Origin of the sequence: Staphylococcus sp. HMSC062H10 (assembly GCF_001836945.1) — a bacterium.
Lineage (GTDB): Bacteria > Bacillota > Bacilli > Staphylococcales > Staphylococcaceae > Staphylococcus > Staphylococcus aureus.
This window is the reverse complement of record NZ_KV830966.1, coordinates 40,071-65,104: the sequence shown is the minus strand read 5'-3', so window position 1 is coordinate 65,104 and position 25,034 is coordinate 40,071. Positions and strand designations below refer to the sequence as shown.

At 32.2% G+C, this 25,034-nt stretch carries 24 protein-coding genes and 1 pseudogene; 7 read left to right on the top strand and 18 right to left on the bottom strand.

Annotated elements, in window-relative coordinates; translation table 11 throughout:
- Positions 1-81 precede the first annotated feature (81 nt).
- The 11 genes from HMPREF2658_RS02225 to HMPREF2658_RS02175 form a co-directional block, all read right to left on the bottom strand.
- Positions 82-1,089: a zinc-binding alcohol dehydrogenase family protein gene (locus HMPREF2658_RS02225; RefSeq protein WP_000781954.1), complete on the bottom strand. Its 1,008-nt coding sequence runs from the start codon at positions 1,087-1,089 to the stop codon at positions 82-84.
- Between the two features lie 234 nt (positions 1,090-1,323).
- The gene (locus tag HMPREF2658_RS02220; RefSeq protein WP_001180206.1) at positions 1,324-2,325 is read right to left on the bottom strand and encodes an NADP-dependent oxidoreductase; all 1,002 of its coding nucleotides are present in this window, start codon (positions 2,323-2,325) and stop codon (positions 1,324-1,326) included.
- Positions 2,326-2,551: 226 nt separating this feature from the next.
- Complete coding sequence (locus HMPREF2658_RS02215) at positions 2,552-3,421, bottom strand: alpha/beta hydrolase (RefSeq protein ID WP_176747422.1); 870 nt, start codon at positions 3,419-3,421, stop codon at positions 2,552-2,554.
- Positions 3,422-3,686: 265 nt separating this feature from the next.
- A complete protein-coding gene (lacG, locus tag HMPREF2658_RS02210) occupies positions 3,687-5,099 on the bottom strand; it encodes a 6-phospho-beta-galactosidase (RefSeq protein WP_000169213.1) in 1,413 nt (470 codons plus the stop codon).
- 17 nt (positions 5,100-5,116) lie between these two features.
- The gene (locus HMPREF2658_RS02205) at positions 5,117-6,829 is read right to left on the bottom strand and encodes a lactose-specific PTS transporter subunit EIIC (protein ID WP_083320049.1); all 1,713 of its coding nucleotides are present in this window, start codon (positions 6,827-6,829) and stop codon (positions 5,117-5,119) included.
- Positions 6,830-6,834: 5 nt separating this feature from the next.
- Positions 6,835-7,146, bottom strand: a complete 312-nt coding sequence (locus tag HMPREF2658_RS02200; RefSeq protein WP_001078309.1) for a PTS lactose/cellobiose transporter subunit IIA — start codon at positions 7,144-7,146, stop codon at positions 6,835-6,837.
- A gap of 21 nt (positions 7,147-7,167) precedes the next feature.
- A complete protein-coding gene (gene lacD, locus HMPREF2658_RS02195; RefSeq protein ID WP_000047017.1) occupies positions 7,168-8,148 on the bottom strand; it encodes a tagatose-bisphosphate aldolase in 981 nt (326 codons plus the stop codon).
- A gap of 3 nt (positions 8,149-8,151) precedes the next feature.
- Positions 8,152-9,084, bottom strand: coding sequence for a tagatose-6-phosphate kinase (gene lacC / locus HMPREF2658_RS02190; RefSeq protein ID WP_000604137.1), 933 nt, complete (start codon positions 9,082-9,084; stop codon positions 8,152-8,154).
- A gap of 12 nt (positions 9,085-9,096) precedes the next feature.
- Positions 9,097-9,612, bottom strand: a complete 516-nt coding sequence (lacB, locus tag HMPREF2658_RS02185) for a galactose-6-phosphate isomerase subunit LacB (RefSeq protein WP_000684746.1) — start codon at positions 9,610-9,612, stop codon at positions 9,097-9,099.
- 15 nt (positions 9,613-9,627) lie between these two features.
- Positions 9,628-10,056, bottom strand: a complete 429-nt coding sequence (gene lacA / locus HMPREF2658_RS02180; protein WP_000974608.1) for a galactose-6-phosphate isomerase subunit LacA — start codon at positions 10,054-10,056, stop codon at positions 9,628-9,630.
- Between the two features lie 368 nt (positions 10,057-10,424).
- Positions 10,425-11,180, bottom strand: a complete 756-nt coding sequence (locus tag HMPREF2658_RS02175) for a DeoR/GlpR family DNA-binding transcription regulator (RefSeq protein WP_001032743.1) — start codon at positions 11,178-11,180, stop codon at positions 10,425-10,427.
- A gap of 241 nt (positions 11,181-11,421) precedes the next feature.
- Between HMPREF2658_RS02175 and HMPREF2658_RS02170 the strand changes: the two genes are divergently transcribed.
- Positions 11,422-12,162, top strand: coding sequence for an NAD-dependent protein deacylase (locus HMPREF2658_RS02170; protein WP_001622010.1), 741 nt, complete (start codon positions 11,422-11,424; stop codon positions 12,160-12,162).
- Between the two features lie 26 nt (positions 12,163-12,188).
- On the opposite strand, the pseudogene HMPREF2658_RS14820 reads toward HMPREF2658_RS02170, so the two are convergent.
- The 3 genes and pseudogenes from HMPREF2658_RS14820 to HMPREF2658_RS02155 all read right to left on the bottom strand — a co-directional run.
- A pseudogene (locus HMPREF2658_RS14820) lies at positions 12,189-12,311 on the bottom strand (hypothetical protein); the annotation flags it as partial.
- Between the two features lie 218 nt (positions 12,312-12,529).
- Entirely contained in the window at positions 12,530-13,378 is an 849-nt protein-coding gene (locus tag HMPREF2658_RS02160) for an aldo/keto reductase (RefSeq protein ID WP_001015496.1), read from the bottom strand.
- A 69-nt stretch (positions 13,379-13,447) separates the two neighbouring features.
- Positions 13,448-13,864, bottom strand: a complete 417-nt coding sequence (locus HMPREF2658_RS02155; protein ID WP_000850006.1) for a MerR family transcriptional regulator — start codon at positions 13,862-13,864, stop codon at positions 13,448-13,450.
- A gap of 243 nt (positions 13,865-14,107) precedes the next feature.
- Between HMPREF2658_RS02155 and HMPREF2658_RS02150 the strand changes: the two genes are divergently transcribed.
- Both HMPREF2658_RS02150 and HMPREF2658_RS02145 read left to right on the top strand, forming a co-directional pair.
- Positions 14,108-14,275 carry a hypothetical protein gene (locus tag HMPREF2658_RS02150; protein ID WP_072468851.1) on the top strand — a complete coding sequence of 56 codons (168 nt, stop codon included), beginning with the start codon at positions 14,108-14,110 and terminating at the stop codon, positions 14,273-14,275.
- Positions 14,272-16,692, top strand: a complete 2,421-nt coding sequence (locus tag HMPREF2658_RS02145) for a polysaccharide lyase 8 family protein (RefSeq protein WP_000222277.1) — start codon at positions 14,272-14,274, stop codon at positions 16,690-16,692. Before HMPREF2658_RS02150 ends, HMPREF2658_RS02145 begins: the two co-directional genes overlap by 4 nt.
- A 198-nt stretch (positions 16,693-16,890) precedes the next feature.
- On the opposite strand, the gene HMPREF2658_RS02140 is transcribed toward HMPREF2658_RS02145, so the two are convergent.
- Entirely contained in the window at positions 16,891-17,745 is an 855-nt protein-coding gene (locus tag HMPREF2658_RS02140) for a M23 family metallopeptidase (RefSeq protein WP_001044440.1), read from the bottom strand.
- Positions 17,746-18,619: 874 nt separating this feature from the next.
- Between HMPREF2658_RS02140 and HMPREF2658_RS02135 the strand changes: the two genes are divergently transcribed.
- Genes HMPREF2658_RS02135 through HMPREF2658_RS02130 form a run of 3 tightly spaced genes read left to right on the top strand, consistent with a single transcriptional unit; the run spans position 18,620 to position 20,424 of the window.
- Positions 18,620-18,898: a hypothetical protein gene (locus HMPREF2658_RS02135; protein WP_000143638.1), complete on the top strand. Its 279-nt coding sequence runs from the start codon at positions 18,620-18,622 to the stop codon at positions 18,896-18,898.
- A gap of 9 nt (positions 18,899-18,907) precedes the next feature.
- Entirely contained in the window at positions 18,908-19,384 is a 477-nt protein-coding gene (locus tag HMPREF2658_RS14815) for a hypothetical protein (RefSeq protein WP_256337724.1), read from the top strand.
- 20 nt (positions 19,385-19,404) lie between these two features.
- The gene (locus HMPREF2658_RS02130; protein ID WP_256337723.1) at positions 19,405-20,424 is read left to right on the top strand and encodes a glycosyltransferase; all 1,020 of its coding nucleotides are present in this window, start codon (positions 19,405-19,407) and stop codon (positions 20,422-20,424) included.
- Positions 20,425-20,648: 224 nt separating this feature from the next.
- Here the strand turns inward: HMPREF2658_RS02130 and HMPREF2658_RS02125 are convergent, their stop codons facing one another.
- Positions 20,649-21,464: an HAD-IIB family hydrolase gene (locus tag HMPREF2658_RS02125; RefSeq protein WP_000044372.1), complete on the bottom strand. Its 816-nt coding sequence runs from the start codon at positions 21,462-21,464 to the stop codon at positions 20,649-20,651.
- A 294-nt stretch (positions 21,465-21,758) separates the two neighbouring features.
- Between HMPREF2658_RS02125 and HMPREF2658_RS02120 the strand changes: the two genes are divergently transcribed.
- A complete protein-coding gene (locus HMPREF2658_RS02120) occupies positions 21,759-22,184 on the top strand; it encodes an MAP domain-containing protein (protein WP_054194503.1) in 426 nt (141 codons plus the stop codon).
- Between the two features lie 374 nt (positions 22,185-22,558).
- On the opposite strand, the gene budA is transcribed toward HMPREF2658_RS02120, so the two are convergent.
- Positions 22,559-23,263, bottom strand: coding sequence for an acetolactate decarboxylase (gene budA, locus HMPREF2658_RS02115; protein WP_000186132.1), 705 nt, complete (start codon positions 23,261-23,263; stop codon positions 22,559-22,561).
- 36 nt (positions 23,264-23,299) lie between these two features.
- Positions 23,300-24,964 (bottom strand): acetolactate synthase AlsS, encoded by a 1,665-nt coding sequence (gene alsS / locus HMPREF2658_RS02110; RefSeq protein ID WP_000130128.1) that lies wholly within the window; start codon positions 24,962-24,964, stop codon positions 23,300-23,302.
- Between the last annotated feature and the right edge of the window lie 70 nt (positions 24,965-25,034).

Genomic DNA, 25,034 nt, shown 5'->3' with positions numbered 1-25,034 from the left:
AGCAGTAAGATATTTTCTAATTGAAAATTATCTTACTGCTGTTTTTTTAGGGATTTATGTCCCAGACTCTTACTTACTAAACTATATATTAATTACTAATTTCCCAATCATTGATTGTTTTTCTAACAATTGATGTGCTTGATATAAGTTTTCAGGTGATAAACCTTCAAAAACTTGTGTCGTTGTTGGTTGATAATGTCCTGATTCTATATTTTTCGTAATATCTTCTAAATACTCATGTTGTTTAATCATATCAGGCGTTCGATGAATTGGACGCGCAAACATAAATTCATGTGTAAATGTTATACTTTTTAATTTTAATGCATTTAAATCTTGATCTTCATTAAAAGCTACGATAGTTGTAATATGCCCTAATGGTTTTATCAGTTCAAGCATAGTATTGTAATACAAGTCTGTATTATAGGTGCAAAACATATAATCTACTAATGGGATGTTTTGTTCTTTAAACTGACGCACTAAATCCTCTTTATGATTCAATACGATATCTGCGCCCATCTTTTCACACCACTCTGTTGTTTCTTGTCGCGATGCTGTTGTAATGACAGTTAAACCATACCGTTTAGCAATTTGAGTGGCAATACTTCCTACACCCCCTGCGCCATTAATGATTAACACGGATTTACCTATATTTTCAGAAGGATTATGTGAAATTTTAAATGTATCAAAAAACGTTTCATATGCCGTAATACCAGTTAGCGGTAGACTAACAGCTTCATTAGCACTTATGTTGTGTGGCGCTTTTGCAACTATAGCTTCTGACACCAATTGATATGTCGCATTTGATCCTTTTCTATTTGGCGATCCAGCATAAAATACAACGTCACCCGGACTAAATAATGTAACGTCTGGTCCGATAGCTTCAACAGTACCAATAGCGTCAAACCCAAGTACACGAGGTGCTTGAGTGACTTCCATTTGTCGTTGCTTTGTATCTACAGGATTTACACTAATGCTATTTACTTTAACTAAGATATCATCGTTTGCTGGCGTTGGCTTACTTTGTTCGTATACTTTAAATAAATTTCCTTCTTCCAATTTAAAAGGCTTTTCAAATCCTATCATTTTCATATCGTTTCACCTCATTTATGAACTTATCTCTTATTATACAAAATAGAAGCCATGTGTGCTTATATCGCAGCAACATGACTCCTTTTTCATTTGAATATATAAATAATTACAGACGACTTTCGTATTACATTTTAGACTTATTTCTACCATGTTACAGAACAAATTTGCTTTAGCTAAGAAAGTTATTAAATTTTGGTCAATTAACAAAGTTGATTTGTAAAAACGTATACTTTATTATTCCGTTACTTTAATAACTTGTTTACCAAAGTTATCGCCCGTAAATAAATTTTTAAATGCACGTGGCGCATTTTCAAAACCATCTTCAATGGTTACTTGTGACTGAATTTTACCTTCTTGAACCCATGTTGCGAGCTGTTCACTAGCTTCTTTAAAAGCATTAGCAAATTCACTTACTAAGAAACCTCTCATCATTACTTGCTTCTTAATAAGCGTACCTTGAATACGTGGTCCGATATCTGCTTCAGGATGATTATATGACGAAATTGCGCCACATACTGGTACACGTGCAAAACGATTTAAATGCTTAAATACTTCATCACCGACTGTACCGCCAACATTTTCAAAATAAACATCAACGCCATCTGGTACTGCTTGCGCTAATTCTTTTGCAAAATCTGCTTTCTTATAATCGATACCAGCGTCAAAGCCCAGTGTCTCTGTTAAATAATTTACTTTTTTGTCGCCACCCGCAATACCTACAACACGGCAACCTTTAATCTTAGCAATTTGACCTACAACTGAACCTACAGCGCCAGATGCAGCTGAAACCACAACAGTATCTCCAGCTTTAGGTTGACCAATATCAAGTAGACCATGATATGCCGTTTGTCCTGGCATTCCTAAAACACTTAAATATAAATCAAGTGGTACATCTGTAGTTGGAACTTTAGTAATTTGATCCGCTTGGACATGATTAATGATTCGCCAAGGCAACATACCTACAACGACATCTCCTGCTTGGTAATCTTCATGTTTTGATTCAATTACCTTTGCAACAATATGACTGACAATCGGTTTACCAATTTCAAAAGGCTGTACATACGAATCTGCCTTAGTCATACGTCCTCTCATATATGGATCCACTGAAATGTATAGCGTTTGTACAAGTACACCATCGCTCTCAAGTTTAGGAGTGTCAATATCTTCAATTTTGAATGTATCCTCTTGTGGCATACCTTCAGGAATTTTATTAAATAGAATTTGCTTGTTTTGCATCATTAATCACCTTTCCATATTTAGAAACTTATCTTTATTTTTTATTTAAATTTAAGTTTAAAAAGCGTAATCGTGATGCTAGAGTATTCTTAGTTGTCAGCTTTTGACTTAAACATTGGTTCATATAACTTCATCCACATTATATTTCCTACATTTATGAATTTAAAATATTTCGGCTTATAAGCGTATATTCTTTACTCATATTCTAACTAAATGGTAACTGGTATTATTTTTTCCATAAAAAGTCAATTAGCTCATTCGCAACGTTTTCGTTTTCATGTAGCTGGCTATGTTGTGCTGACTCACCTTCATATTTAGATTCTCGATAACTTTTTGGACTATTTCCCAGTAAATATTTTAATGATTTCGAAGAACTATTAGACACTCTGCCGTCTGAATGTGTACCATCTTTCAAATCTCCATAAATATTTAGCACTTCGATACCTTTACCTTTATAAATATCTTTTAGCACGCGTAGTTGCTGATAAGGTTGATTCATTCGACTTGGTTTACCATCTTTATCAACTGTAATTTCATTGACATCTTCATTCATATTTAAGACGCCGTTAAATGTACCCGCAATATTCACTTGCTTGTTTAACTGTGGTAATGATTTGTCGTTACCATATGTCATCATATATTGTGCAAATGTTAAGTTTCCCATTGAGTGACCGACAAAGTTGAATTTATCGAAATTGTATTCTGATTGAAGCTTAGTCAGTACATTTTTAAACCACGCAGCATTCTTATCCAAATAGCCTTGTCTGTTATTTTCAAGTTCAATTTTCACAATAGGATTCACAGCATTTTTACTTATCTTCACTTTAAAAGTAACCTCACCCTCATTTGAAACATAGGCCGTAATAATATCTTTAGTGACACCTCTTTTTTCTGCTTGCTTCACCATAAATTTTTCAGAGTTGGCACTACCACCAAATCCATGTAAGAACAATGTCGGAATTGGCTTTTTAACAAATTGCTGTTGTTGTATTTTAAATGTTTGTGCCTGTCGTTGACTAAACACAACCGTAATAATAGTGCCTATAATAATAGCGACCGCTAACAATGTCGTACTAATTACAAAAATTTTCTTCACACTTTTAACTCCCATTCATGTCTTTTATTTAAGTATAAAGGATGTGATTAAAAATGTCCTTTAGTTGATTTTGAATACATCATTAACTTTTAAGATGACTTTGGAGAATTGTCCGTTAAAGTTTATAAATTGATTGCTTAATTAGCTTTCAATGATGTGTTTCCTATTGATTAATATAAAAATATGTATATGCATATTTAGTTTCTCTCTTTTTATAAACAAAGACCTACCAGCACACGACTGATAGGCCTTTTAATATCTTTTATTATTTAATTTCTTTTGTTTCGGCTAACTCTTTGTACCAATAAGCACTTTTCTTAGGATAGCGTTCTTGAGTCTCAAAATCGACATAGAATAAACCATATCGTTTTTCATAACCATTTGACCAAGAGAACACATCCATTAATGACCAAATAAAGTAACCTTTAACATTTGCACCATCTTTAATAGCATCTGCAATAACGTTTAAATGTTGTCTTACATAATCAATACGTGCATCATCATGAACTGTTTTTTCAGATTCAATAAATTCATCTTTATATCCTAAACCATTTTCAGTAATATAAATCTTATGATAGTTAGGATAATCTTTAACAACACGCATGATTTGATCATATAAACCTTGAGGATAGATCATCCAGTCCCAGTCTGTGCGAGGTACGTCGACATCAAATTCACGTTGTCCGACACCTTTAAGTTGGTATTTAGAACCGCCTTTATCACCTGTCGCATTATGAGTGATTTCAGATTCTCCATCGTAACCTCTCATCCAGTCACTCATGTAGTAATTGATACCTAAGAAGTCGTTTAAATCTTTGGCTGCATCTAAAATGGCATAATCTTCATCTGTAATGTTTAATTTACCGCCATTAACAGATAAGATATGTTGCACACCTTCCATCGTTTCACGAGAATACTTACCTAAATATGTTGCATCTAAGATGAATTTGTTATGGATGATATCTTCTAATTCTGCTGCACGAACATCTTCAGGATTTGATGGATCGAACGGATATTTTGTTGGCAATGCGTGTACAACACCAATTTCTCCTTGATAGCCGCCATCTTTAAATAATTTTACTGCTCTTGCATGAGCAACCATCATATTATGATGAGATTGGAAAACTTTTTCAAAATCATATTTAATACCTGGAGGGAATTTACCTACTAAATATTGGCCATCACCAATTGGTCCAATTTCATTGAATGTAGTCCAATATTTTACTTCTGGGAATTCTTTAAAACAAAATTCAGCATAATCTACGAAGTAATCAATCGTTTTACGATTTAGAAAATCACCATCTTTGTGTAACACTTCTGGTGTATCAAAATGATGCAATGTTACAAATGGTTCAACATGGCGTTTATGACACTCTGCAAATAACTTATGGTAATACTCAACACCTTTAGGGTTAACTTCACCATAGCCATTCGGGAAGATACGAGACCATGCAATTGAAATACGGATACCATTAACACCGAATTTTTCACTTAATTCTAAATCCACTGGATATCTGTTATAAAAATCACTCGCTGGTTCTGCAGTGTACCAATAGTTTTCTTCTAAATACGTATCCCATGCTACGCGACCTTTACCATCCGTATTTGTCGCACCTTCTGCTTGATACGCTGCTGTTGCTCCACCAAAAATAAAATCTTCAGGTAATGTTTTAGTCATATGAAAAACTCCTATTCTTAATTTTCAAATTGTTTTTGTACGAAATCAAGGGCTGCTTGGCCATCTCGTGTCAATTTGATATATTCAGCACCTTGAGTCTTCGCTAATTTAATACCTAATCTATCTGTATCTTGCTTAATATCTTCATAGTTAGACGCAACTTGTGGCGCTAAAATGATTAATTGGTACTCTTTCATAATGTCCATATGTGCGCCGTATCCGCCAGCTGCTGCTTTCACTGGCACATGATATTCTTCAGCTGCTTTATTAAGTGCGTTGGCTAATAATCCACTTGTACCACCACCGGCACAAAGTACTAAGACATTTGTTTGTTCTGTGATATTTGAAGCTTTAGCTGCATCGTCTGATACACCACTTGCCGCTAAAATTGAATCAGCTTTTTTCGTATCAAAGTTTGCTGCAACTTTTTCTTTTAAATCTGAATTACTTTCTTTACGTCCTTCTTCTTCATCAAGAATTTCACTGTCATAAACTTTTAGGAATGGGTAGTAAATAATAATATCTACAACAATTAAAGTAATCGCTAGTACGAATGACCATAAACCAAATCCAGTACCCATGATGATTCCGAGTGGACCTGGTGTTGTCCATGGTAAGTTCACACTAAAACTGTTCATTCCTAACACTTCAACGAAAAGTTTAAATATCCATACGTTCACAATTGGCGCTAATACAAATGGAATAAAGAACACAGGATTCAATACTAGTGGTGCCCCGAATAAAATCGGCTCGTTTACACCAAAGAATGTTGGTACAACTGATGCACGTCCAATCGCTTTGTTTCGTTTAGATTTCGTCATCCACATAAACATAAATGGCACGACCAATGTTGCACCCGTACCACCAAATGTAACGATAAACATTTGTGTACCTGATGTAATAATTTTATCTGCGTGTTCACCAGCTTGAAGCAACTTGAAGTTCGCTTCGATATTCGCATATGTAATGGCTGCAATTGCTGGCTCTACAATTGACGGACCATGAATACCTACAAACCAGAATAAAGCAAAGGCACCAAAAATAATTGTGACACCAATCCATCCATCTGCTGCTGTAAATAATGGTTCGAATAATTTTAAAATACCTTCCGCTACATTTGATTTGAAGCTGTTGCGAATGACTAAATCTAATGCATAAAGAATGATGATTACCGCTGAAAATGGAATTAAGTCCTTAAATACTTGTGAAATATTCGGCGGTACTTCTTTCGGCATTTTAATTGTAATATTGCGCTTCACACAGAAGTTATAAACAATAACAGTTACAAATGCTGATAAGAATGCTGTTAATAAACCTTTAGTTCCCATAAATGCACTTAAGAATCCACCATCTTTGGCTGGATCAGAAGCTAAGAACAAGAATCCACACATCGCTGCTAGCATTGTAGAAATAAAGTTAATTTGATTTGTACTTTCTAGCTTACGGTTAAATGAATCTGTTAAAGATTTCGCTGTCGTTCCTGCTACTAAAAATGCTACAAGCCCCATCGTATAGTTATATGGTTTCATTAAAATGGCTTCCATGCCTTTATCCCATTTAAAACCAAATATATTTGGCACATATGCAATTAATAGAAAGATACTTGAGAATAAGATGACAGGCATTGCAGAAATAAATCCATCACGGATGACTCTTAAATATATGTTACGTGATAATTTCTCGAAAAATGGCTTCCCTTTTTCAATTTGTGCGATCAATTTTTGCATCATTGTCATCACCCTCTTTTATAAAATTCTAATAAATGCTTCATTAAATCTTTCAGTAAAATTGTTGTCATTAAATGGTCTTGACCATGCATCATCGTTACACTGTATGCAATATCATCACCTTGCGCTTCTTTAGCCAACAGGCTTGTTTGTGCTCTATGCGCTTCCGCAATGCAATTGTTTCCTTCTTCAATCAGTGCATCTGCTTTTGCAAAATCTCCAGCTTGAGCTGCTGTTAATGCTTCTAAAAACTTAGAACGTGCATCCCCTGCAAATGCAACAATTTCAAAACCTAATAATTGGACTTCTTCTCTATTCATAGCATTAATCCCCTTTTAAACTTATTTTCTTTGTTTCCAAGATGTCGCAGTATCTTTTAATACTTTATTTAAGTCATCGATATTTTTGAAACCAGTTGTACGTAACCATTCACGAGCAGCATCTTCACCTTGTTCGATGTATACTTGAACAGCACCAGACCATGTAGCACGTCCACAAAGTACACCATTAAATTTAGCACCTGCTTCATGTGCAAATTTTAAAGTTTCTTGGAATAATTCCGCAGAAACACCAGCACTTAAGTAAATATATGGTAAATTTGTTGCAGCATCTTGATCTTTAAAGTGTTGTGCTGCTTCTTCTTTCGTATAAACCACTTCACCTTCTGCAAATCCTTCTACATATTTCATGTTTACAGGTACTTCAACTTTTAAGACATCAACATTAAAGCGTGATTCTGAGAATAATTTCATTGCTTCGTTTACTTTTCTAGGTTTAACTTTTGCGAATTCAACGCTACCATTATCAGGAATATTATCGTCATAAGTTAATACTTCTAAGAAGAATGGAATGTCTTCAGCTACACATTCTGAACCGATTCTTTCGATATATGCTTTCTTTTGAATATTGATTTCTTCTGCATCGTCTACATCATAGTAAAGTAAGAATTTAACAGCATTTGCACCTTGTTCTTTTAAACGTTTTGCAGACCATTCTACTAAACAGTCAGGTAAACGACCTTTAGCATTTACGTCATATCCAGTTTTTTCATAAGCAAGTAATAATCCACAATCTTTGTTACGTGCATCTGAAGCTGGTAAACCATATTCAGGATCTAATAAAATTGAAGACGCATACTGTGTTAACTCTTCCGCAACTAATACTTTTAATTGTTCAATTTGAGCTACAGTTGGTTCTTCCGTTTGATGTTTAGCCATCATGCGTTTTAAAGCACCACGTTGGTCAAATGCTAATGCAGAAATGATACCTTCGTTATTACTTAATTGTTCAATTGATGCGATTTTTTGATTAGATTTTGACATTATTTACACCTCTAAAACTTCAATTTGATTGAATAAATCATCATAATTATTTAAATTGACATATCCTGTTTGTGCTTCTTGCGCATTCAGCATGCCTAATGTATTAGCTTTTTTAAGTAAATCATGATCATTTTCATGATTGATAATTGCTGAAGTAATTCCAGCAACCGTAGAATCACCTGATCCAACAGGATTTAACACGCTTATTGTCGGAATATTCACTCTATAGAATGTGTTATTGTGCTTTGCAAATGCACCTTGTGCACCTAAAGACACAATAATCCACTCAATCCCTTCGAATAAGGGTTGTGACACTGCCTGTTTCAAACTTTCTAAACTTTCATCAAGTGGCTGGTTAAGCAACTGATATAATTCAGAAATGTTTGGTTTAATGACTGTTGGCTTATAAGGGTTTTCTAATACTGTTTGCAAAGTTGCACCCGAGCAGTCTAATATCACAGGCACACCTTTGTTTTGGCATCGTTCAATGATTTGTGCATAATAATCTTGATTTAATCCTTTTGGTAAGCTACCTGAAATAGCAACTGCTTCAACTTTTTCTAGTAATTGCTCAAAATGTTTAATAAATCCTGCAGCCTCTTGATTATCAATCTCCGGTCCCTGCTCTAAAATTTCTGTTTGTTGTCCTTCATGTAAAATTGCAATGCAGTTTCGTGTTTCACCCTTAATGTTATAAAATGCATGCTTGATGTCGGCATGATCTAATTTTTTAGCAATAAATTGACCTAATTCACCGCCAATAAAACCACTCGCAAGGACTGGCTCACCTACTTGCGCAAGTACTCTTGTTACATTTAAACCTTTACCACCAGCTGTTTTACTCACTTCTTGAACACGATTAACATCATCTAATTTCAATGCTGTTAATGGGTATGAAATATCAACGGATGGATTTAATGTTAAAGTTAAAATCATATGTGTCGTCCCTTAATCGTGGTATTCGCCTCTGTCCCATTTTTCTAAGAATTCATCAAAGAAATGTGGATCAGCTTGATCTGCATTGCTTGTTTCTAAATGTTTAATTTTAGCGATTAATTTTTTGTTCTCTTCAGTTGGTTTATATTCAGCATTAATAAATGCATCGATAATATCGCACATTAATAACTCACCAATAATACGTCCACCAAAGCCAATGACGTTCGCATTTAATTCTTCTTTAGCATATAACGCTGATGTCATATCACGTACTAGTGCTGAACGAACGCCAGGTACTTTATTTACAGCATTGTTAATACCAACACCTGTTCCACAAATACAAACACCTAAGTCTGCATTACCGCTAACAACTTGTTCTCCAACTTTTTTACCAAAAATTGGATAATGTGTTCTTGTGAAATCGTATGTTCCTACGTCAATGACTTCATGTCCTTTTGATTTTAAAAATTCAGATACACGCATTTTTGTATCTGTAACAATATGGTCGCATCCTAATGCAATCTTCATAGTAATTTTTCCTCCTTAGCACATTTTATTAAGCATATCTACGCGGATTTGGTGTCTACCACCATCGTATTTACCTTCAACAAAACCTTTAACGACATTTTTCGCTAATGTGTCTCCAACAATTTCAGAACCCATAGTGATCATTCTTGAATTGTTATGGCCTCTAGTCATATATCCAGAGCGTTCATCTGATACTTCAGCAGCAATCATGCCTTTGATTTTTGTAGCAACCATAAAGCTACCTGCACCAAATGCATCGATAACAATACCTAAGTTACCTTCTTGACTTTGAACATCTTTTGCTACAGCCAAAGTTGCATCAACAAAGTCAACTTCCTGTCCTTCTGTTACGTCAACAACATCATATTTATTGTCTAATAAGTATGATTTGATGACTTCTTTTAATCGTTTGCCAGCTTCATCTGAACCAATAATAATCGCCATAATAAGACTCCTTTTTACTTTAATTTTGAAATACCTTTCTTAAAATATGACATGTTTATTTGTAGGTTATGAAAATCTTGAGAAAAGGCTTTCAATTTGATTACGTTTAAATTATAAACATAAACAAACAATAAATCAACATAATATGTTTATGATTTGTTTGTTTATGACATATTTTCAAACAATAAGTGAACATTCATATTGTGGTATTGTTTTAATTAGGTATTCGTCTGAAATTGTAGTAAAACTTTGTCGAGGTTCCCGTTTACATAAATTTGCATAAAAAATAGCCCATAAAATGAATGCAAATTCACATTCACTTATGAGCATATAGATACATATTTTAACAATGCAGTTATATTTTTAATTTAGTCGACTACTTCAATATATGTTTTAATCGTTTCTACTTTTTCTTCATCTTCATAATCCATAACCACTGCAGTCAATTCGTTTAACTGACAAAATGATGTAAAATCTTCTTTGCCAACTTTCGTATGATCGATTAACAAGTATTTTTCAATTGAATTACTGAGTGCCAGTTGTTGCGTATAGGCTTCATCTAATGTAGATGTCATCACAGCACCTTTATTTACTGCGTTACTACTAAAGAACATCTTGCTAAATCTTAGTTTTTCCAACATAGCATTCGCCATTTCACCTACAAATGCTTCTGTAATATGGCGCATTTCACCACCAATTAAATACACACGAAAATGTGCTGTTTGTTTTTCCAACAAAATTTTATACACCGGCAAACAATTCGTAATAATTGTGAGCGTATGATGATTGACTTCTTCTGCTAATAGTTCTACTGTTGTTCCCGGTCCGAAAAACAAAGTATCCCCATCTTCAATTAATGATGCAGCTTTTCTAGCTATAAATCGTTTTTCTGCAATTTGACGGGTATGTTTTTCTTTATGCGAGATTTCTTTATATTGAAAGGTTGAATTACTGCGTGCACCACCATGAATCTTCGTTAAAATCCCTTTGTTTTCCAACTCAATTAAATCTCTTCGAACTGTCATATCAGACACATTTAAACCTTCGACGATTTCATTCGTTCTTATCGTGCCCTTTTTATTCACTAGTTTAGCAATTTCGTCCAAACGTTCATGTTTATTCAATGTAAAATTGCCTCCTTTATTTAGGCGATGGGTCATTATCCTTTATGTTTAGACATCCATTTTAATATACATGCTTATTCTATAATAAAAATTGCGTAAAAACTAATATATTTTAACTGTTCGATTATATGTATAATTCATTTTTAAAAAGAACTGTTTAAACTGCGCCTTTGATAATCGTAAAATGTATATACTATAATAAAATCAAAAGACAATATAAATCATTCATTATTTTGATGGGGTGTTTAATTTGGAAAATGATTTAGAGACACTAAAACATTTTATAGATAGTTCGAATCGTATCACATTTTTTACAGGTGCTGGTGTATCTGTTGCAAGCGGTGTTCCAGATTTCCGTTCAATGGGCGGCTTATTTGATGAAATTTCAAAAGATGGGCTTTCGCCAGAATACTTGTTAAGCCGTAATTATTTAGAAGATGATCCTGAAGGTTTTATCAATTTCTGCCATAAGCGTTTACTATTTGTCGATACGAAGCCTAATATCGTTCATGATTGGATTGCAAAATTAGAACATAATCAAAAATCATTAGGTGTCATCACGCAAAATATCGATGGTTTGCACTCAGATGCTGGAAGTCAACATGTTGATGAATTACATGGCACATTAAATCGATTTTATTGTAACGAATGTCATAAATCTTATACGAAGTCAGATGTCATTGATAGAACTTTGAAACATTGTGATAATTGTGGTGGTGCCATTCGACCGGACATCGTATTATATGGTGAAATGTTAGATCAACCTACCATTATACGGGCATTAAATAAAATTGAACATGCTGACACCCTTGTTGTACTTGGTTCGTCACTCATTGTACAACCTGCCGCAGGATTAATATCAAATTTTAAAGGCGACAATTTAATTATTATCAATAAAGACCGAACACCTTATGATAACGACGCTACTTTGGTCATACATGACGACATGGTTTCCGTTGTAAAAACATTAATGACAGAGTAATCAGTAGATTTTTTATTACTAAAATAGACTGTAAAAATAATCGTCATAAATAATGGCATTTTCCGACATTCAAATGGTACAAAGTACATTGTCATATGCATAATGATACCTGTAATTAATGTAATAATAGAAAAGTGTATATATCTCATATCGCCACCTGCTATACAACTTATTAGATAATTAATTCCAAGACATATTAATTATCTAATTATAACCTTAGTTACGTTATTACATAATATAAAAATATATAAAACTTATTTGCTTGCTCCTTTAACTTTTTAAGAGTAAAAAATAACCTGAAACATAGACTTTAACATCCAAGTTTCAGGTTAGTGTAATGTAAATTATTTACTTTGTTATATTATGATTAAACATCTAATTCTCTACTTGTAAGTACTTTAATCATCTCTGGATCAGCATGTGAGAAAAATTGGCTATTACTTTCTTCTAATGTCGCAATTTGTTGTTTATCTTCTTCTGTCAGTTCAAAATCAAATATATCTAAGTTTTGAGCCATGCGTTCTGGATTCACTGATTTTGCGAGTACAACAATGTCACGTTCTACTAACCACCGTAAAATAACTTGTGCAATTGATTTGTTATATTTATCTGCAATGGCCTGCAACAATTGATTTTGGAATAATTGATTTTTACCTTCTGCAAATGGTGCCCAAGCTTCTACCACAACATTTTCTTGTTGAAGTGCTGCAACTTGTTCTTCTTGTTGATGGAATGGATTAATTTCTATTTGGTTCACTTGTGGTTGAATTTGATTGTGAATACCTAAATCTACAATTCGATCAACGCCGAAGTTAGATACACCGATTGCTTTAATTTTACCAGTTTCTTTTAACTCTTCTAATGCACGCCATGAGCCATATACATCATTGTAAGGCTGGTGAATAAGCACTAGATCAATATAGTCCAAATTTAATCGTTGTAATGATCGTTCGATTGATTTGATAGTATCTTCATAGTTAACATTTTCAATCCATACTTTAGTCGTAATGAATAGTTCACTTCTATCAATACCTGAAGCTTCAATACCTTGACCTACTTCAGTTTCATTTAAATAACTTTGTGCTGTATCAATATGTCTATAACCCGCTTTAATTGCTTCTTTAACCGCTTCTGCTGTTTGTTCTTGAGGAATTTGAAATACTCCGAAACCTAATACTGGTATCTTTACATCTTTACTTATTTCAATATGATTCATAAAATGAACCTCCTTTTTCTTGTAAGCTCACTATAAACCATGGAGTTAACTCGATAGCAAGCCATAGGTTTACTTTCTCTCCCAAATACGTTCAACATTGGCATCATGATTATCGCTAGCATTGATTTTAGCAATATGATTATCATAATTATCAATTTTATATTGTAGTAAATCTCTCGCATCATGAATTGTCTTTAAGTTTTCATTTAATTCTTCGAGTTGCTTATTTAAAATTTGCTTTTGCTGTGCTTGAATATTTTCATTTTTAGGAAGCTGCGCTAACCTACAAAATTCGATAAGCGATTCAATACTGACGCCTGCATTTCGCAAATTTTTCACTAAATAAATCCAATTTAAATCACTATCATTATATATTCTATATCCATTTTCATCTCGATTAACAGGTGGAATCACACCAACCTTTTCATAATATCTTAAAGTGTCTTGAGATATATTCATGAGCGCTACGACTTCTTTAGTTTTCATTGTGACTATCCTTTCAGTTATGTTTGGTCGTCTAAAGTAATGTTGCTTTATATATTGCCATCTTCGTTTGAATACTTCTTATTTTATTACTCAAATTTAAATTTGTCTCTTTTTTAACATTTTACATTTCATCGTTTTTAATTACTTTAAAAATTGTATAACTTAAATATTTAAAATGATATAATCACTAAGATTGATAATATTTAATTTTTAAAAAATTATTTTCGTTGCAATTTTTGGGTGATTCGGAAAATTTGGGTGATCGATTGTTTATATACATCAACATGCTTTGCGGATTGTTTGAGAGTAAACAGTTATTTGTATGCATTAACGAATTTTGAAAAATTGAATCATTATTTAATCAGATTATTAATTGCGCACGCGCAACACAAAAAGGAGACATGTCAATGACATATAGAATGAAGAAATGGCAAAAATTATCCACCATTACGTTATTAATGGCCGGTGTGATTACTTTGAGTGATGGTGAATTCAGAAGTGTTGATAAACATCAGATTGCTGTGGCTGATACGAATACTCAAACACCAAATTATGAGAAATTGAAGAATACATGGCTGGACGTTAACTATGGTTATGATAAGTATGATGAGAGCAATCCAGATATGAAGAAGAAGTTTGAGGCTACGGAGAATGAGGCAAAGAAATTACTTAGTGAGATGAAAACTGAAAGTGGAAGGACTTATTTGTGGGAAAGCTCAAAAGATATAGATACGAAATCTGCAGATATGACTCGTACCTATCGTAATATTGAGAAAATCGCAGAAGCGATGAATCATCCTAAAACCACTTTAAAAAATGACGAAAATAAGAAGAAACTGAAAGATGCCCTTGAGTGGTTGCATAAAAATGCCTATGGAAAAGACCCAGATAAAAAAGTTGCTGATCTGAAAACTAATTTCTCAAAATCAGCACCTCAAAAGAATACAAACTTAAATTGGTGGGATTATGAAATTGGAACACCTAAATCATTAACAAATACCCTAATATTACTGAATGGTGATATTTCAAGTGATGAAAAGAAAAAATACACTGCCCCTATCAAAACTTTCGCCCCAAAAAGTGATGAAATATTATCTTCTGTAGGAAAAGCTGAACCTGCTAAAGGCGGAAATTTAGTAGACATTGCTAAAGTAAAACTTTTAGAAAGTATTATCGAAGAAGATAAAGATATGACGAAAAATTCAATAGATTCATTTAATAAAGTGTTCACTTATGTTCAAAGTAATTCAACTGGTAAAGAACGTAATGGATTCTATAAAGATGGCTCATATATCGATCATCAAGACGTCCCCTATACCGGTGCTTATGGCGTTGTACTCTTAGAGGGAATTTCTCAAATGATGCCAATGATAAAAGAAACACCTTTTAAAGAAACTAGCCAAAATGATACTATTTTAAAATCATGGATTGACGACGGATTTATGCCACTCATTTATAAAGGTGAAATGATGGATTTATCACGTGGTAGAGCCATTAGCCGAGAAAATGAAACGAGTCACTCAGCATCTGTAACAGTAATGAAATCATTGTTGAGATTAAGTGATGCCATGGATGAGTCAACAAAAGCTAAATATAAAAAAATTGTCAAAACTTCAGTTAAATCTGATTCAAGTTATAAACAAAACGATTATTTAAGCTCTTATTCGGATATAAGCAAAATGAAGGCTTTAATGGAAGACAGCACTCTTTCTACTAACGATTTAACACAACAACTTAAAATATATAATGACATGGATCGTGTCACCTATCATAACAAAGACTTAGACTTTGCATTTGGCTTAAGTATGACGTCGAAAAACGTTGCACGTTACGAAAGTATCAATAATGAAAACCTAAAAGGTTGGCATACTGGTGCTGGAATGTCTTATTTATACAATAGCGATGTGAAACACTATCGTGATAACTTCTGGGCGACTGCCGATATGAAACGTTTAGCAGGTACTACAACTTTAGATAATGAAGAACCTAAAGAAAATAAGAACTCCGATAAAACTTTTGTAGGCGGAACAAAATTCGATGACCAACATGCTAGTATTGGAATGGAATTTGAAAATCAGGACAAAACTTTAACTGCCAAAAAATCATATTTCATATTAAACGATAAAATTGTCTTCTTAGGAACTGGCATTAAAAATACTGATTCATCAATGAATCCAGTTACAACGATTGAAAATCGCAAAGCGAATGGATATACGTTATATACAGACGATAAACAAACAACCAATTCTGATAATCAGGAAACCAATTCAGTCTTTTTAGAGTCCACAGATACCAAAAAGAACATCGGTTATCATTTTTTAAACAAATCGAAAATAAATGTAAAAAAAGAAAGTCATACTGGTAAGTGGAGTGAAATTAATAAAAGTCAAAAAACAGAAGACAAAAAAGATGAGTATTATGAAGTAACTCAAAAGCATTCTAATTCTGACAATAAATATGGATATGTGTTGTATCCAAGCTTATCTAAAGATGTCTTTAAATCCAAAGCAAGCCAAGTAACTGTCGTTAAACAAGATGATGACTTCCACGTTGTGAAAGATAATGAATCGGTTTGGGCTGGTGTCAATTATAGTGATAGCGCTAAAACTTTTGAAATTAATGGTACTAAAGTCGAAGTTAAAGCCAAAGGAATGTTTATTCTTAAAAAGAAAGATGATAAAACTTATGAATGTAGCTTCTATAATCCCGAATCTACAAATACCGCTTCAGATATTGAATCTAAAATTTCAATGACTGGATACTCTATTACAAATAAAAATGCATCGACTACTAATGAATCCGGCGTACGCTTTGAATTAACTAAATAAGCAAGAAAATCTCGAGCTTGGGACATAAATCAATGTCCTAGGGTCTATAATATTATATTGGCAGTAGTTGACTGAATGAAAATGCGCTTGCAACAAGCTTTTTTCAACTCTAGTCAACCTTGCCGGGGTGGGACAACGAAATAAATTTTGTGAAAATATCATTTCTGTCCCACTCCCAAGATTTTATAAGCATAACTATCATTCACCTTGTAATCCGCAGACCACATCACCTTTGATAAGTTCTCGATTATTTAAAAATCGAATTTTTAAAGATGTACATGCTTCAATATTCTTATCATTCATTACTTGAAAATGTATATGAGGTTCAGTAGAATTGCCAGAATTCCCAACCTTCCCAATGATGTCACCATATTTAACATTTTGTCCCTCATTCACAATGATTGAATATTGTTGTAAATGAGCTATTAAGCTATACTCATTTTCTGCGTGCTTGATTACAATATAATTTCCTAAAAACTGTGATTCATTCGTACTTCCAATACTGTTGTCTTGAACCCCATTCACTACTTTTTCAACTGTACCATTTGCTGGCGCAATGATATCTTTTCCAAAACAAAAATAATCAGTATTTACTTTTCCTTGCTTCTTATATGTTTTATGATTTTCTTTAATAACTAAATCAATAGCATACCTTTGATGTGGGTATAAATAGTGATAATTATATAATTCATTATCTCCCCCCCAAAAAACCTCATAGCAATCTGTTGTCGGCACTGCGTATTTTAAAGTCGTTTCATTCTTAATCGCATCATAATTGATTAACGGACGCATAACAAATCCGATAATACTATTATCTTTCCAAGTCACTGACACTCCAAATTGCTTTGCTTTATCTATCCATATTTGCTCCATAGTATCATCATTTTGAGTACACACTTTTAACTCATGTACATCAGACTGCCTTGTATAAGATTTGAAAAGTTTCCTAAACTGCCAATAACTAAACTCTCGCTTCAAATTTTGATCAAAAATCTTATATATTTTCCTGCTCTTACTTTTATTTAAATAATCCCCAAAGTTTGTTTTATTCATATATTCTTATCCTCTTATATTTATTTTGATATCAATTATTTCTCCAGTTCCTGGGTCATTTTTGCGCTACCTTATATTTTTTGCTTCCCCTGGAAATTTTGTGAATTTGCTTTTTTACATTTCTCGTCGAATATGTTGGAATGAATAATCACGTTTTTTTACATCATCCTATTCGCTTTTAGAGACACAAAATAGCTCTCACATCTTCGTTGCGTGAACCTTGTGGAAGTTTTTGTCTATAAAATCGAAATTGCTTTTTATTCTTTATTAAAGATGTGCATAACCTTTTTTTATTATATTTTCTTCTTCTAAAGCTTTAAGTCTTTTTGTTAGATTCACATCATTTTCCAATTATCTGCAAAAGCATTTCCCCTATTTTTATAACATTTAGTTAATCACTTTGCTATTTTTTGAATAGGAATTTAAAGACACCTTAAGACATCAGTAACATTTATACTTGATACAACGAGTTGTATTACTTCCATCTTAAAGTATATTCATATTTTCTCTTAGTCATAACGGTCAGTCCTACAATTTGAAATTTTTATTGCAACTTATTCATTGACAATTTGCTGTATTCGATAATCAGTTTACCATCAATAAGTATTTCAAACTGAAAATTTTTAAATAGAAAGAATCTAGTTCCCCATAATAACCTTTTAATGCTTTATTACAGTATTTATCTTTAGTAGCTTTTAAAGTATATCAGTTGAAAAGTTCCAACAACATTGACAATCAACCTAATAAATAAGAGAATATAATTGCGCATAATCTAAAATGTTATAAATAATAAAATAGTATTATCTATTTACTCAGATAAATAGATGGGCGTCAAATAAAATTTTAATGATGGAGAAAACAGGGTTTTATCAACATGACATTTAATGAGTATAATTACAACAATGAATTAATATTAAAGTTAAACAAGATTGAAGTACAAAAAAATAACGAAAAAATTTCTGAGGTTTTTAAGGATTATGAAATATTAAAGCCCAAAATTGTTTTTAATGGCTCTAATCCTTATTTAGCATTAAATCATATTATAGTTGCTGAAATAGAAAATTACAGTTCTTTAGAAACGTTCTCCAAAATATATGTAGATGAAGATTACTACTATAATTACGGAGAATTAATTATCAAGTGCAAGAAATAGGAGGAAATTATGACTACTTATATGTTAATGTATTCAATACCAGAAAAAGCAGGTGGTATAACATCAGTTATGTTAAATAGATCTAAACTTTTAGCTGAAAAAGGCTATTCATGTGCCTTATTAACTTTGGATGACAAAAACTATGATCCATTAAGAGCTAAGCTAACAAATTCAGGACGGTTACATAAAGAAGTAAAAATTGTTAACTTATACGAAGAATTGAAGATGCTGTATGATGTTGAAAATACAGAAATCGAAAATAAAAATATGCAAACATTTGAAAAATTAAATCTTTTAAATCAAGAAGGCTTTTATATTCAAAAAGACGAATATGAAGAAAAAAAGTATGCCAGGTACTTTAAAGATAACAATTACATAATGTATAAAAAATGGATAAATGGTCAATTATCACACATTGATTATTTTCAAAATCGAAAACGCATTAAAAGGCATGTTTTCAAAATAAAATACTTCGAAAAGAAATAACTTTCAACGATAAAAATAAAATGAGTGAAGTTAAATATTTATCAAATGACGGCTTTTGTTATTTATCATATTGGTATGGGGATAACGAAAATATAGTCAATATATTTTATTTTGATAAAAATAGTAAAGAAGTATTAAACTTTAAAAACAATAAAATGTTCCACTCATATTGGTTGGATAAAAACTTAACTTCAAACGATGTATTAATACTAGACGGTATAGGCACTTATCCTAAAGTAGAGAACATGCAGAATAATGATGTCAAAAAAATATTTACTATACATACGAATCATTTCTTGTCCCCTTACTCTTATGGCGCTGAGATTAAACCAGAGTTCAGAAACATGTTACTAAACCTTAAAGAGTTAGATACTTTAGTTGTATTAACTAAAGAACAAAAAGATGATATTATAAAACAATTTGGTGATTACAATAATATAAAGGTTATTCCTAATGCTGTATCTTTTGAAGAGAATTTAACACAAAATATTCGAGAAAAAAATTCTATTATTGTATTACAAAGATTTGTAGCTATGAAAAATATCACACATATCATTTCCGCTATAAATATTGTAAGAAAAAAAGTAAAGGATGTTAAGTTGCACATATACGGTACCGGTACGCAAAAAGAAAATTACACAAAACTTATTAAAAAACTTAAATTGCAAGATAATGTGTTCATCCATGATTACGCATTTGACATACGTGGTCTTTATACAAAAGCCTCTCTAAGTGTACTGACATCAGATTATGAAGGTCTCCCTATGAGTTTACTAGAGGCCATGAGTTACGGTGTTCCAGTAATTTCATATCCTATTAATTATGGCCCTAAATCTATAATCCAAAATAATATAAATGGAATAATAACAAAAAAGAAGGATAATATTAATGAATTGGCAAAAAAAATAATTCATGTATTAAAAAAAGAAACATTGATATCTCAGTTTTCTGAAAATGCCAGAACAACAATAAAAACAAACTTTTCTTACGAAGCGGTATCCAAAAAATGGATTGAATTAATCGATGAAAAAAGCAAATAGAGAACAAAGTCCTCTATATCTTCAAAAGTATCAATATTAAATGTTTATTTAATTTACAAAGTGTTCAAATATATTGATTAAACTATGAATCGTCTACACTTAGTTGGACAAATCAACATATAAATAATTTTTTAAAACTAAAGTGTAGTCGATTCACCATATTTTCTAATCATCCCTCAAATTTTAATATTTTTATTTAAAAAATGTACTCGATACTCAACCAATCAATAATCATACTTACCTTCAACAAATTCTTTAACATGCAGTGTTATCCCTTGATAATATGGATATTTTGTTAATCTAAATTTCTGCTTTAATGCTTCATCTCTACTATTCGACATCAAATATGCATGTTCAAGATAGCTTAAATATGCTTCGTCATTGCCACTATCTCCAAAACCTAATATTGATTTTACTGGTATATTATATTTCTTCATCAGAAATTGAGTAGCATATAGTTTTCCAGCATTTGACGGTGTGAAGTCAATATCATACGCATTTTCAGGATCACCAGCTAATGGATTGCTTCGACTAAATCTCGCTGTATAGTTTTGATCATTTGCGTATCTGACAAGTGATTCTAGGATACGCCTATCTTTGTTGTGATTACCTATTGAATGAAAATAAAAATTATAATGTGTTTCATTACCTTCAAATGCTCTTTGTGGAATAAATTCGACATTATATTGCGCAGAAATATGACGTAATATATCCTCAATATCTTCAAATAAAAATGGTTCGCTCAAGACTTTCTTTTTATATGTTTCTGATTCAACATATTCGCCATTATTCCAAGTGAACATTTTAGAACTCAAATCAGAAAAGATATGTAATGGTTTAAACGTCATATTAACTTGATCCATTTTATCCATGACACTTTGAAATGTACTTCCTGTCAACACAGCAGTCATCACTTCATTATTATTAGTTAGTTTTTCCAACAATTTTTCCATTTCTCTTAAATGACTTAAATCTTCTTCATTTGTATTATGTTTAAAATATGTTTCATCAAAATCAAACAATAATAGACGCTTTGACATACTCATTCCCCCATAATATTTTAATGAATTTATCTATAACTTAAATACACTATAAGTCTCAATTAAAAGTATAAGATCGACTATATGCTTTTCATGATTATTATATACAACTAATGAATCCCTATAAACTAAAAACATTGCTTACCACTTTTCAAAATACATGGGTCATATCCCTCGTTAAAAACTATTACTAAAAATCAAAAATATAAAAAAATCAAAAAGTATGTTTTAAACTTTATAAAACGTGTTATATAAATAGTGTAATATACCACAACTTTAAAAGGAGATTGAGATATGAAACTAAAATCATTTGTTACTGCCACTTTAGCATTGGGATTATTATCAACGGTCGGAGCTGCATTACCTAGTCACGAAGCATCTGCAGATAGTAATAACGGCTATAAAGAAATGACAATGGATGGTTATCACACTGTTCCTTACACGATTTCAGTAGATGGTATTACTGCATTACATCGAACTTACTTTGTTTTTCCAGAAAATAAAAAGGTACTTTATCAAGAAATTGACAGTAAAGTAAAAAATGAATTAGCTTCTCAACGTGGTGTTACAACAGAAAAAATTAATAATGCGCAAACAGCAACGTATACACTTACTTTGAATGATGGTAATAAAAAAGTAGTGAATATAAAGAAAAATGACGACGCTAAAAATTTAATTGATCCAAGTACAATCAAACAAATACAAATTGTAGTTAAATAATAATTTGAAAATGAAAATAGTTATACCAGGCAAACGCTGAAAAATTGCGTTTGTCTTTTTAGTTATTGAACTTGTAAATTATTGTTGTTTGCTTCTCCTGATAATAGATTGGCCTATACAATTGTAAATTCGATATGAATGTCTACCATAATTTATTATCTAAACATAACAGCAAATCTCAAATATCTAGAACACAAATAAATCCCCTCACTACCGCTAATAGTGAAGGGATTATTTTATTACTTAGACGTATGCTCTATGACAGACATGTTTAACCGTATTAATCAACCATTTATCATTGCTAAATTTCCAAATCGAACATTATGAAGTCAATGCTTCAATTTTTATAATCCATCATTACATTTCTGCATTCATTATTCAGCTTCTCTAATTTCATCTGAAATATCTTTATAGTCAATATTTGCATTAGTGAAATCTTCATCATGAATTGGAAAATGCTGTTCAAATGTTTCTATATTTTGGATTTCTACCTTAACATCTTCTACTTCAAAATCTAAGACATGTCCGCCAAAGTTACGATCATCATTTGCAAAGTGTACATGGAATCCTGCTGATCCGATACCATGGAATAGTTCTGGTGTAAAGAACCCAACGACTGAACCTTTGACGTATGTTTCAGTTTGTTCAGGTTGTCTTCTAGCTGAATCAATTAAACGTGTATAAGGTGGCTCTTGTGCCGGCATCATACGTATATGCATTTTTTTAAATAAGCCTGAAATTTTTACTGCAGAAAATAAATTTTCACTCAACATCTTTTCCTTAATTTCTGCAAAAACTGCTTCAGAAGATTTATCTTTCGTTTCATAGCTTGTATCTGCTACGAATTTAGTTACAGTTGCATACGGTGTTAACTCGTCACCTTTTAATTCCACAAATTCTTTATGTTCATTTGCATGATAGGCTTTTCCATCTAAAAAGATGACCTCACCATTTGAACCTGTTAGTGTAGCGATACCTAAATCACCATGTTGCAATAATTCATTTATTGATGCAGTTCCTTTTAATAATCCTGCCATTAATGTGCCTAATGTACCATGTTGGTATAAAACATTAGTCATAAAATCTCCCACTCCTCTTTAACATTTATCTTTATTTTAGTTAAATACGTCAGGTAACATATTTGTTGAAAGTTTGATATTATCTTTGTAATTTACAGGTATATCAATTAATACTGGACCATCTGTTTCATAGCCCTCTTTAATTGCCGCTTCTAATTCTTCTTGATTAGTAACTCGTAAACCTTTTGCGCCAAATGATTCTGCATATTTTACAAAATCTACAGGACCGAAGTCTACACCTGATGAACGTTTATATTTCATTTCTTCTTGGAATTCAACCATATTATATTTTCCATCATTCCAAATAAGTTGGATAATGTTTAGATTTTTACGTACGGCCGTTTCTAAATCTTGTGATGAAAATAAAAAGCCTCCATCGCCAGCAACGGATACAACTTGCGTATTAGGGCGTACAAGAGCAGCTGAAATTGCCCATGGTAATGCTACACCAAGTGTTTGCATACCGTTACTAAATAATAAATGTCTTGGATTATAACTTCTGAAATTACGTGCCATCCAAATATAGTGACTACCAACATCAACTGTTACTGTAGTATCATCTGTTAATACCTTTTGCATAGATTCAATAATTTCGACTGGATGTAGAATACCTTCTTCATGTGTCGCTTTAATACCAGTTTCTTCATCAATATGTGTTCTTAGTTGTTCTAATTCATCTAAATGTTGTTGATTTATAAATGGTTCATCCACTTTTTCAGAAATCATTTCAATCGTTTTAGCAATATTACCAATCAATTCTTTTTTCGGTTGCATATAATTAGTAATTTCAGCTTGAACTTCGTCAATATTGATAATTTGTGTTTCTAATTCTTTATTCCAGTTACTAGCTTCGTATTCAATTGGATCATAACCGATTGTAACAACTAAATCACTTTTACGTAATAATTCATCACCAACTTGATTGCGGAATAAGCCCACACGTCCGAAGAAATGATTTTCTAATTCACGACTAATTACACCCGCACCTTGGAATGTTTCTACAACTGGTAAATTCGTGCGCTCAACTAATTTGCGAATGGCATTTGTTTCGTCTGCACTTGAACTTCTCATACCAGCTAATAAAACAGGAAATGATGCATTTTTAATCGCTTCAATGACATCATTAATATCTTGTTCACTCGGTACTCCTAAATTTGGTTTTTGGCAAAGTGATATCGCTTTAGATTCAACTGGTGAAGAAATCACGTCTTGCGGAATACTAATAAAACTTGCGCCATTTTTTCCTGAAGTAGCAATTCGAATTGCATTTGTCATAACTTCTGATAATGATTCAGGATCTTGTACTTCTTCACTGTATTTTGATGAATATTTTAATAGCGCAGCATTATCAATACTTTGATGCGTTAATCGTAATAAATCATTACGTTTCACTTGGCCACCTAACGCTAATACAGGATCCCCTTCAGATGTAGCTGTTAATAGTCCAGTCGTTAAATTACTTACACCAGGGCCACTTGTAACAAGTACTATACCCGGTTTGCCTGTTAATCTTCCAATACCTTGCGCCATCATTGCGGCATTTTGTTCATGACGCGTGACAATAAGTTCAGGACCATCATCAATTAAAGCATTAAATAGATAGTCAATCTTTGCACCCGGAATACCAAAAACATATTCTACCCCATTATTTTTCAAAGTATCAATAACGATATCGGCTGCAGTGTACTTTTTATCAGTCATTTATATTCATTTCCTTTCAAAATGTGTTGTGTAGATGTGTATTACATGTAATTGTATTGTGATTTGTAAT

What these genes read in the sequence shown, in the direction of transcription:
- lacB (WP_000684746.1), bottom strand. Translation starts at nt 9,612, where the DNA reads ATGAAGATTGCATTAGGATGCGACCATATTGTTACAGATACAAAAATG.
- HMPREF2658_RS02225 (WP_000781954.1), bottom strand. Translation starts at nt 1,089, where the DNA reads ATGAAAATGATAGGATTTGAAAAGCCTTTTAAATTGGAAGAAGGAAAT.
- HMPREF2658_RS14815 (WP_256337724.1), top strand. Translation starts at nt 18,908, where the DNA reads ATGACTACTTATATGTTAATGTATTCAATACCAGAAAAAGCAGGTGGT.
- alsS (WP_000130128.1), bottom strand. Translation starts at nt 24,964, where the DNA reads ATGACTGATAAAAAGTACACTGCAGCCGATATCGTTATTGATACTTTG.
- HMPREF2658_RS02220 (WP_001180206.1), bottom strand. Translation starts at nt 2,325, where the DNA reads ATGCAAAACAAGCAAATTCTATTTAATAAAATTCCTGAAGGTATGCCA.
- HMPREF2658_RS02145 (WP_000222277.1), top strand. Translation starts at nt 14,272, where the DNA reads ATGACATATAGAATGAAGAAATGGCAAAAATTATCCACCATTACGTTA.
- lacD (WP_000047017.1), bottom strand. Translation starts at nt 8,148, where the DNA reads ATGTCAAAATCTAATCAAAAAATCGCATCAATTGAACAATTAAGTAAT.
- budA (WP_000186132.1), bottom strand. Translation starts at nt 23,263, where the DNA reads ATGACTAATGTTTTATACCAACATGGTACATTAGGCACATTAATGGCA.
- HMPREF2658_RS02205 (WP_083320049.1), bottom strand. Translation starts at nt 6,829, where the DNA reads ATGATGCAAAAATTGATCGCACAAATTGAAAAAGGGAAGCCATTTTTC.
- HMPREF2658_RS02125 (WP_000044372.1), bottom strand. Translation starts at nt 21,464, where the DNA reads ATGTCAAAGCGTCTATTATTGTTTGATTTTGATGAAACATATTTTAAA.
- HMPREF2658_RS02140 (WP_001044440.1), bottom strand. Translation starts at nt 17,745, where the DNA reads ATGAATAAAACAAACTTTGGGGATTATTTAAATAAAAGTAAGAGCAGG.
- lacC (WP_000604137.1), bottom strand. Translation starts at nt 9,084, where the DNA reads ATGATTTTAACTTTAACATTAAATCCATCCGTTGATATTTCATACCCA.
- HMPREF2658_RS02200 (WP_001078309.1), bottom strand. Translation starts at nt 7,146, where the DNA reads ATGAATAGAGAAGAAGTCCAATTATTAGGTTTTGAAATTGTTGCATTT.
- HMPREF2658_RS02155 (WP_000850006.1), bottom strand. Translation starts at nt 13,864, where the DNA reads ATGAAAACTAAAGAAGTCGTAGCGCTCATGAATATATCTCAAGACACT.
- lacA (WP_000974608.1), bottom strand. Translation starts at nt 10,056, where the DNA reads ATGGCGATTATTATTGGTTCAGATGAAGCTGGCAAACGATTAAAAGAA.
- HMPREF2658_RS02120 (WP_054194503.1), top strand. Translation starts at nt 21,759, where the DNA reads ATGAAACTAAAATCATTTGTTACTGCCACTTTAGCATTGGGATTATTA.
- HMPREF2658_RS02160 (WP_001015496.1), bottom strand. Translation starts at nt 13,378, where the DNA reads ATGAATCATATTGAAATAAGTAAAGATGTAAAGATACCAGTATTAGGT.
- lacG (WP_000169213.1), bottom strand. Translation starts at nt 5,099, where the DNA reads ATGACTAAAACATTACCTGAAGATTTTATTTTTGGTGGAGCAACAGCA.
- HMPREF2658_RS02135 (WP_000143638.1), top strand. Translation starts at nt 18,620, where the DNA reads ATGACATTTAATGAGTATAATTACAACAATGAATTAATATTAAAGTTA.
- HMPREF2658_RS02130 (WP_256337723.1), top strand. Translation starts at nt 19,405, where the DNA reads ATGAGTGAAGTTAAATATTTATCAAATGACGGCTTTTGTTATTTATCA.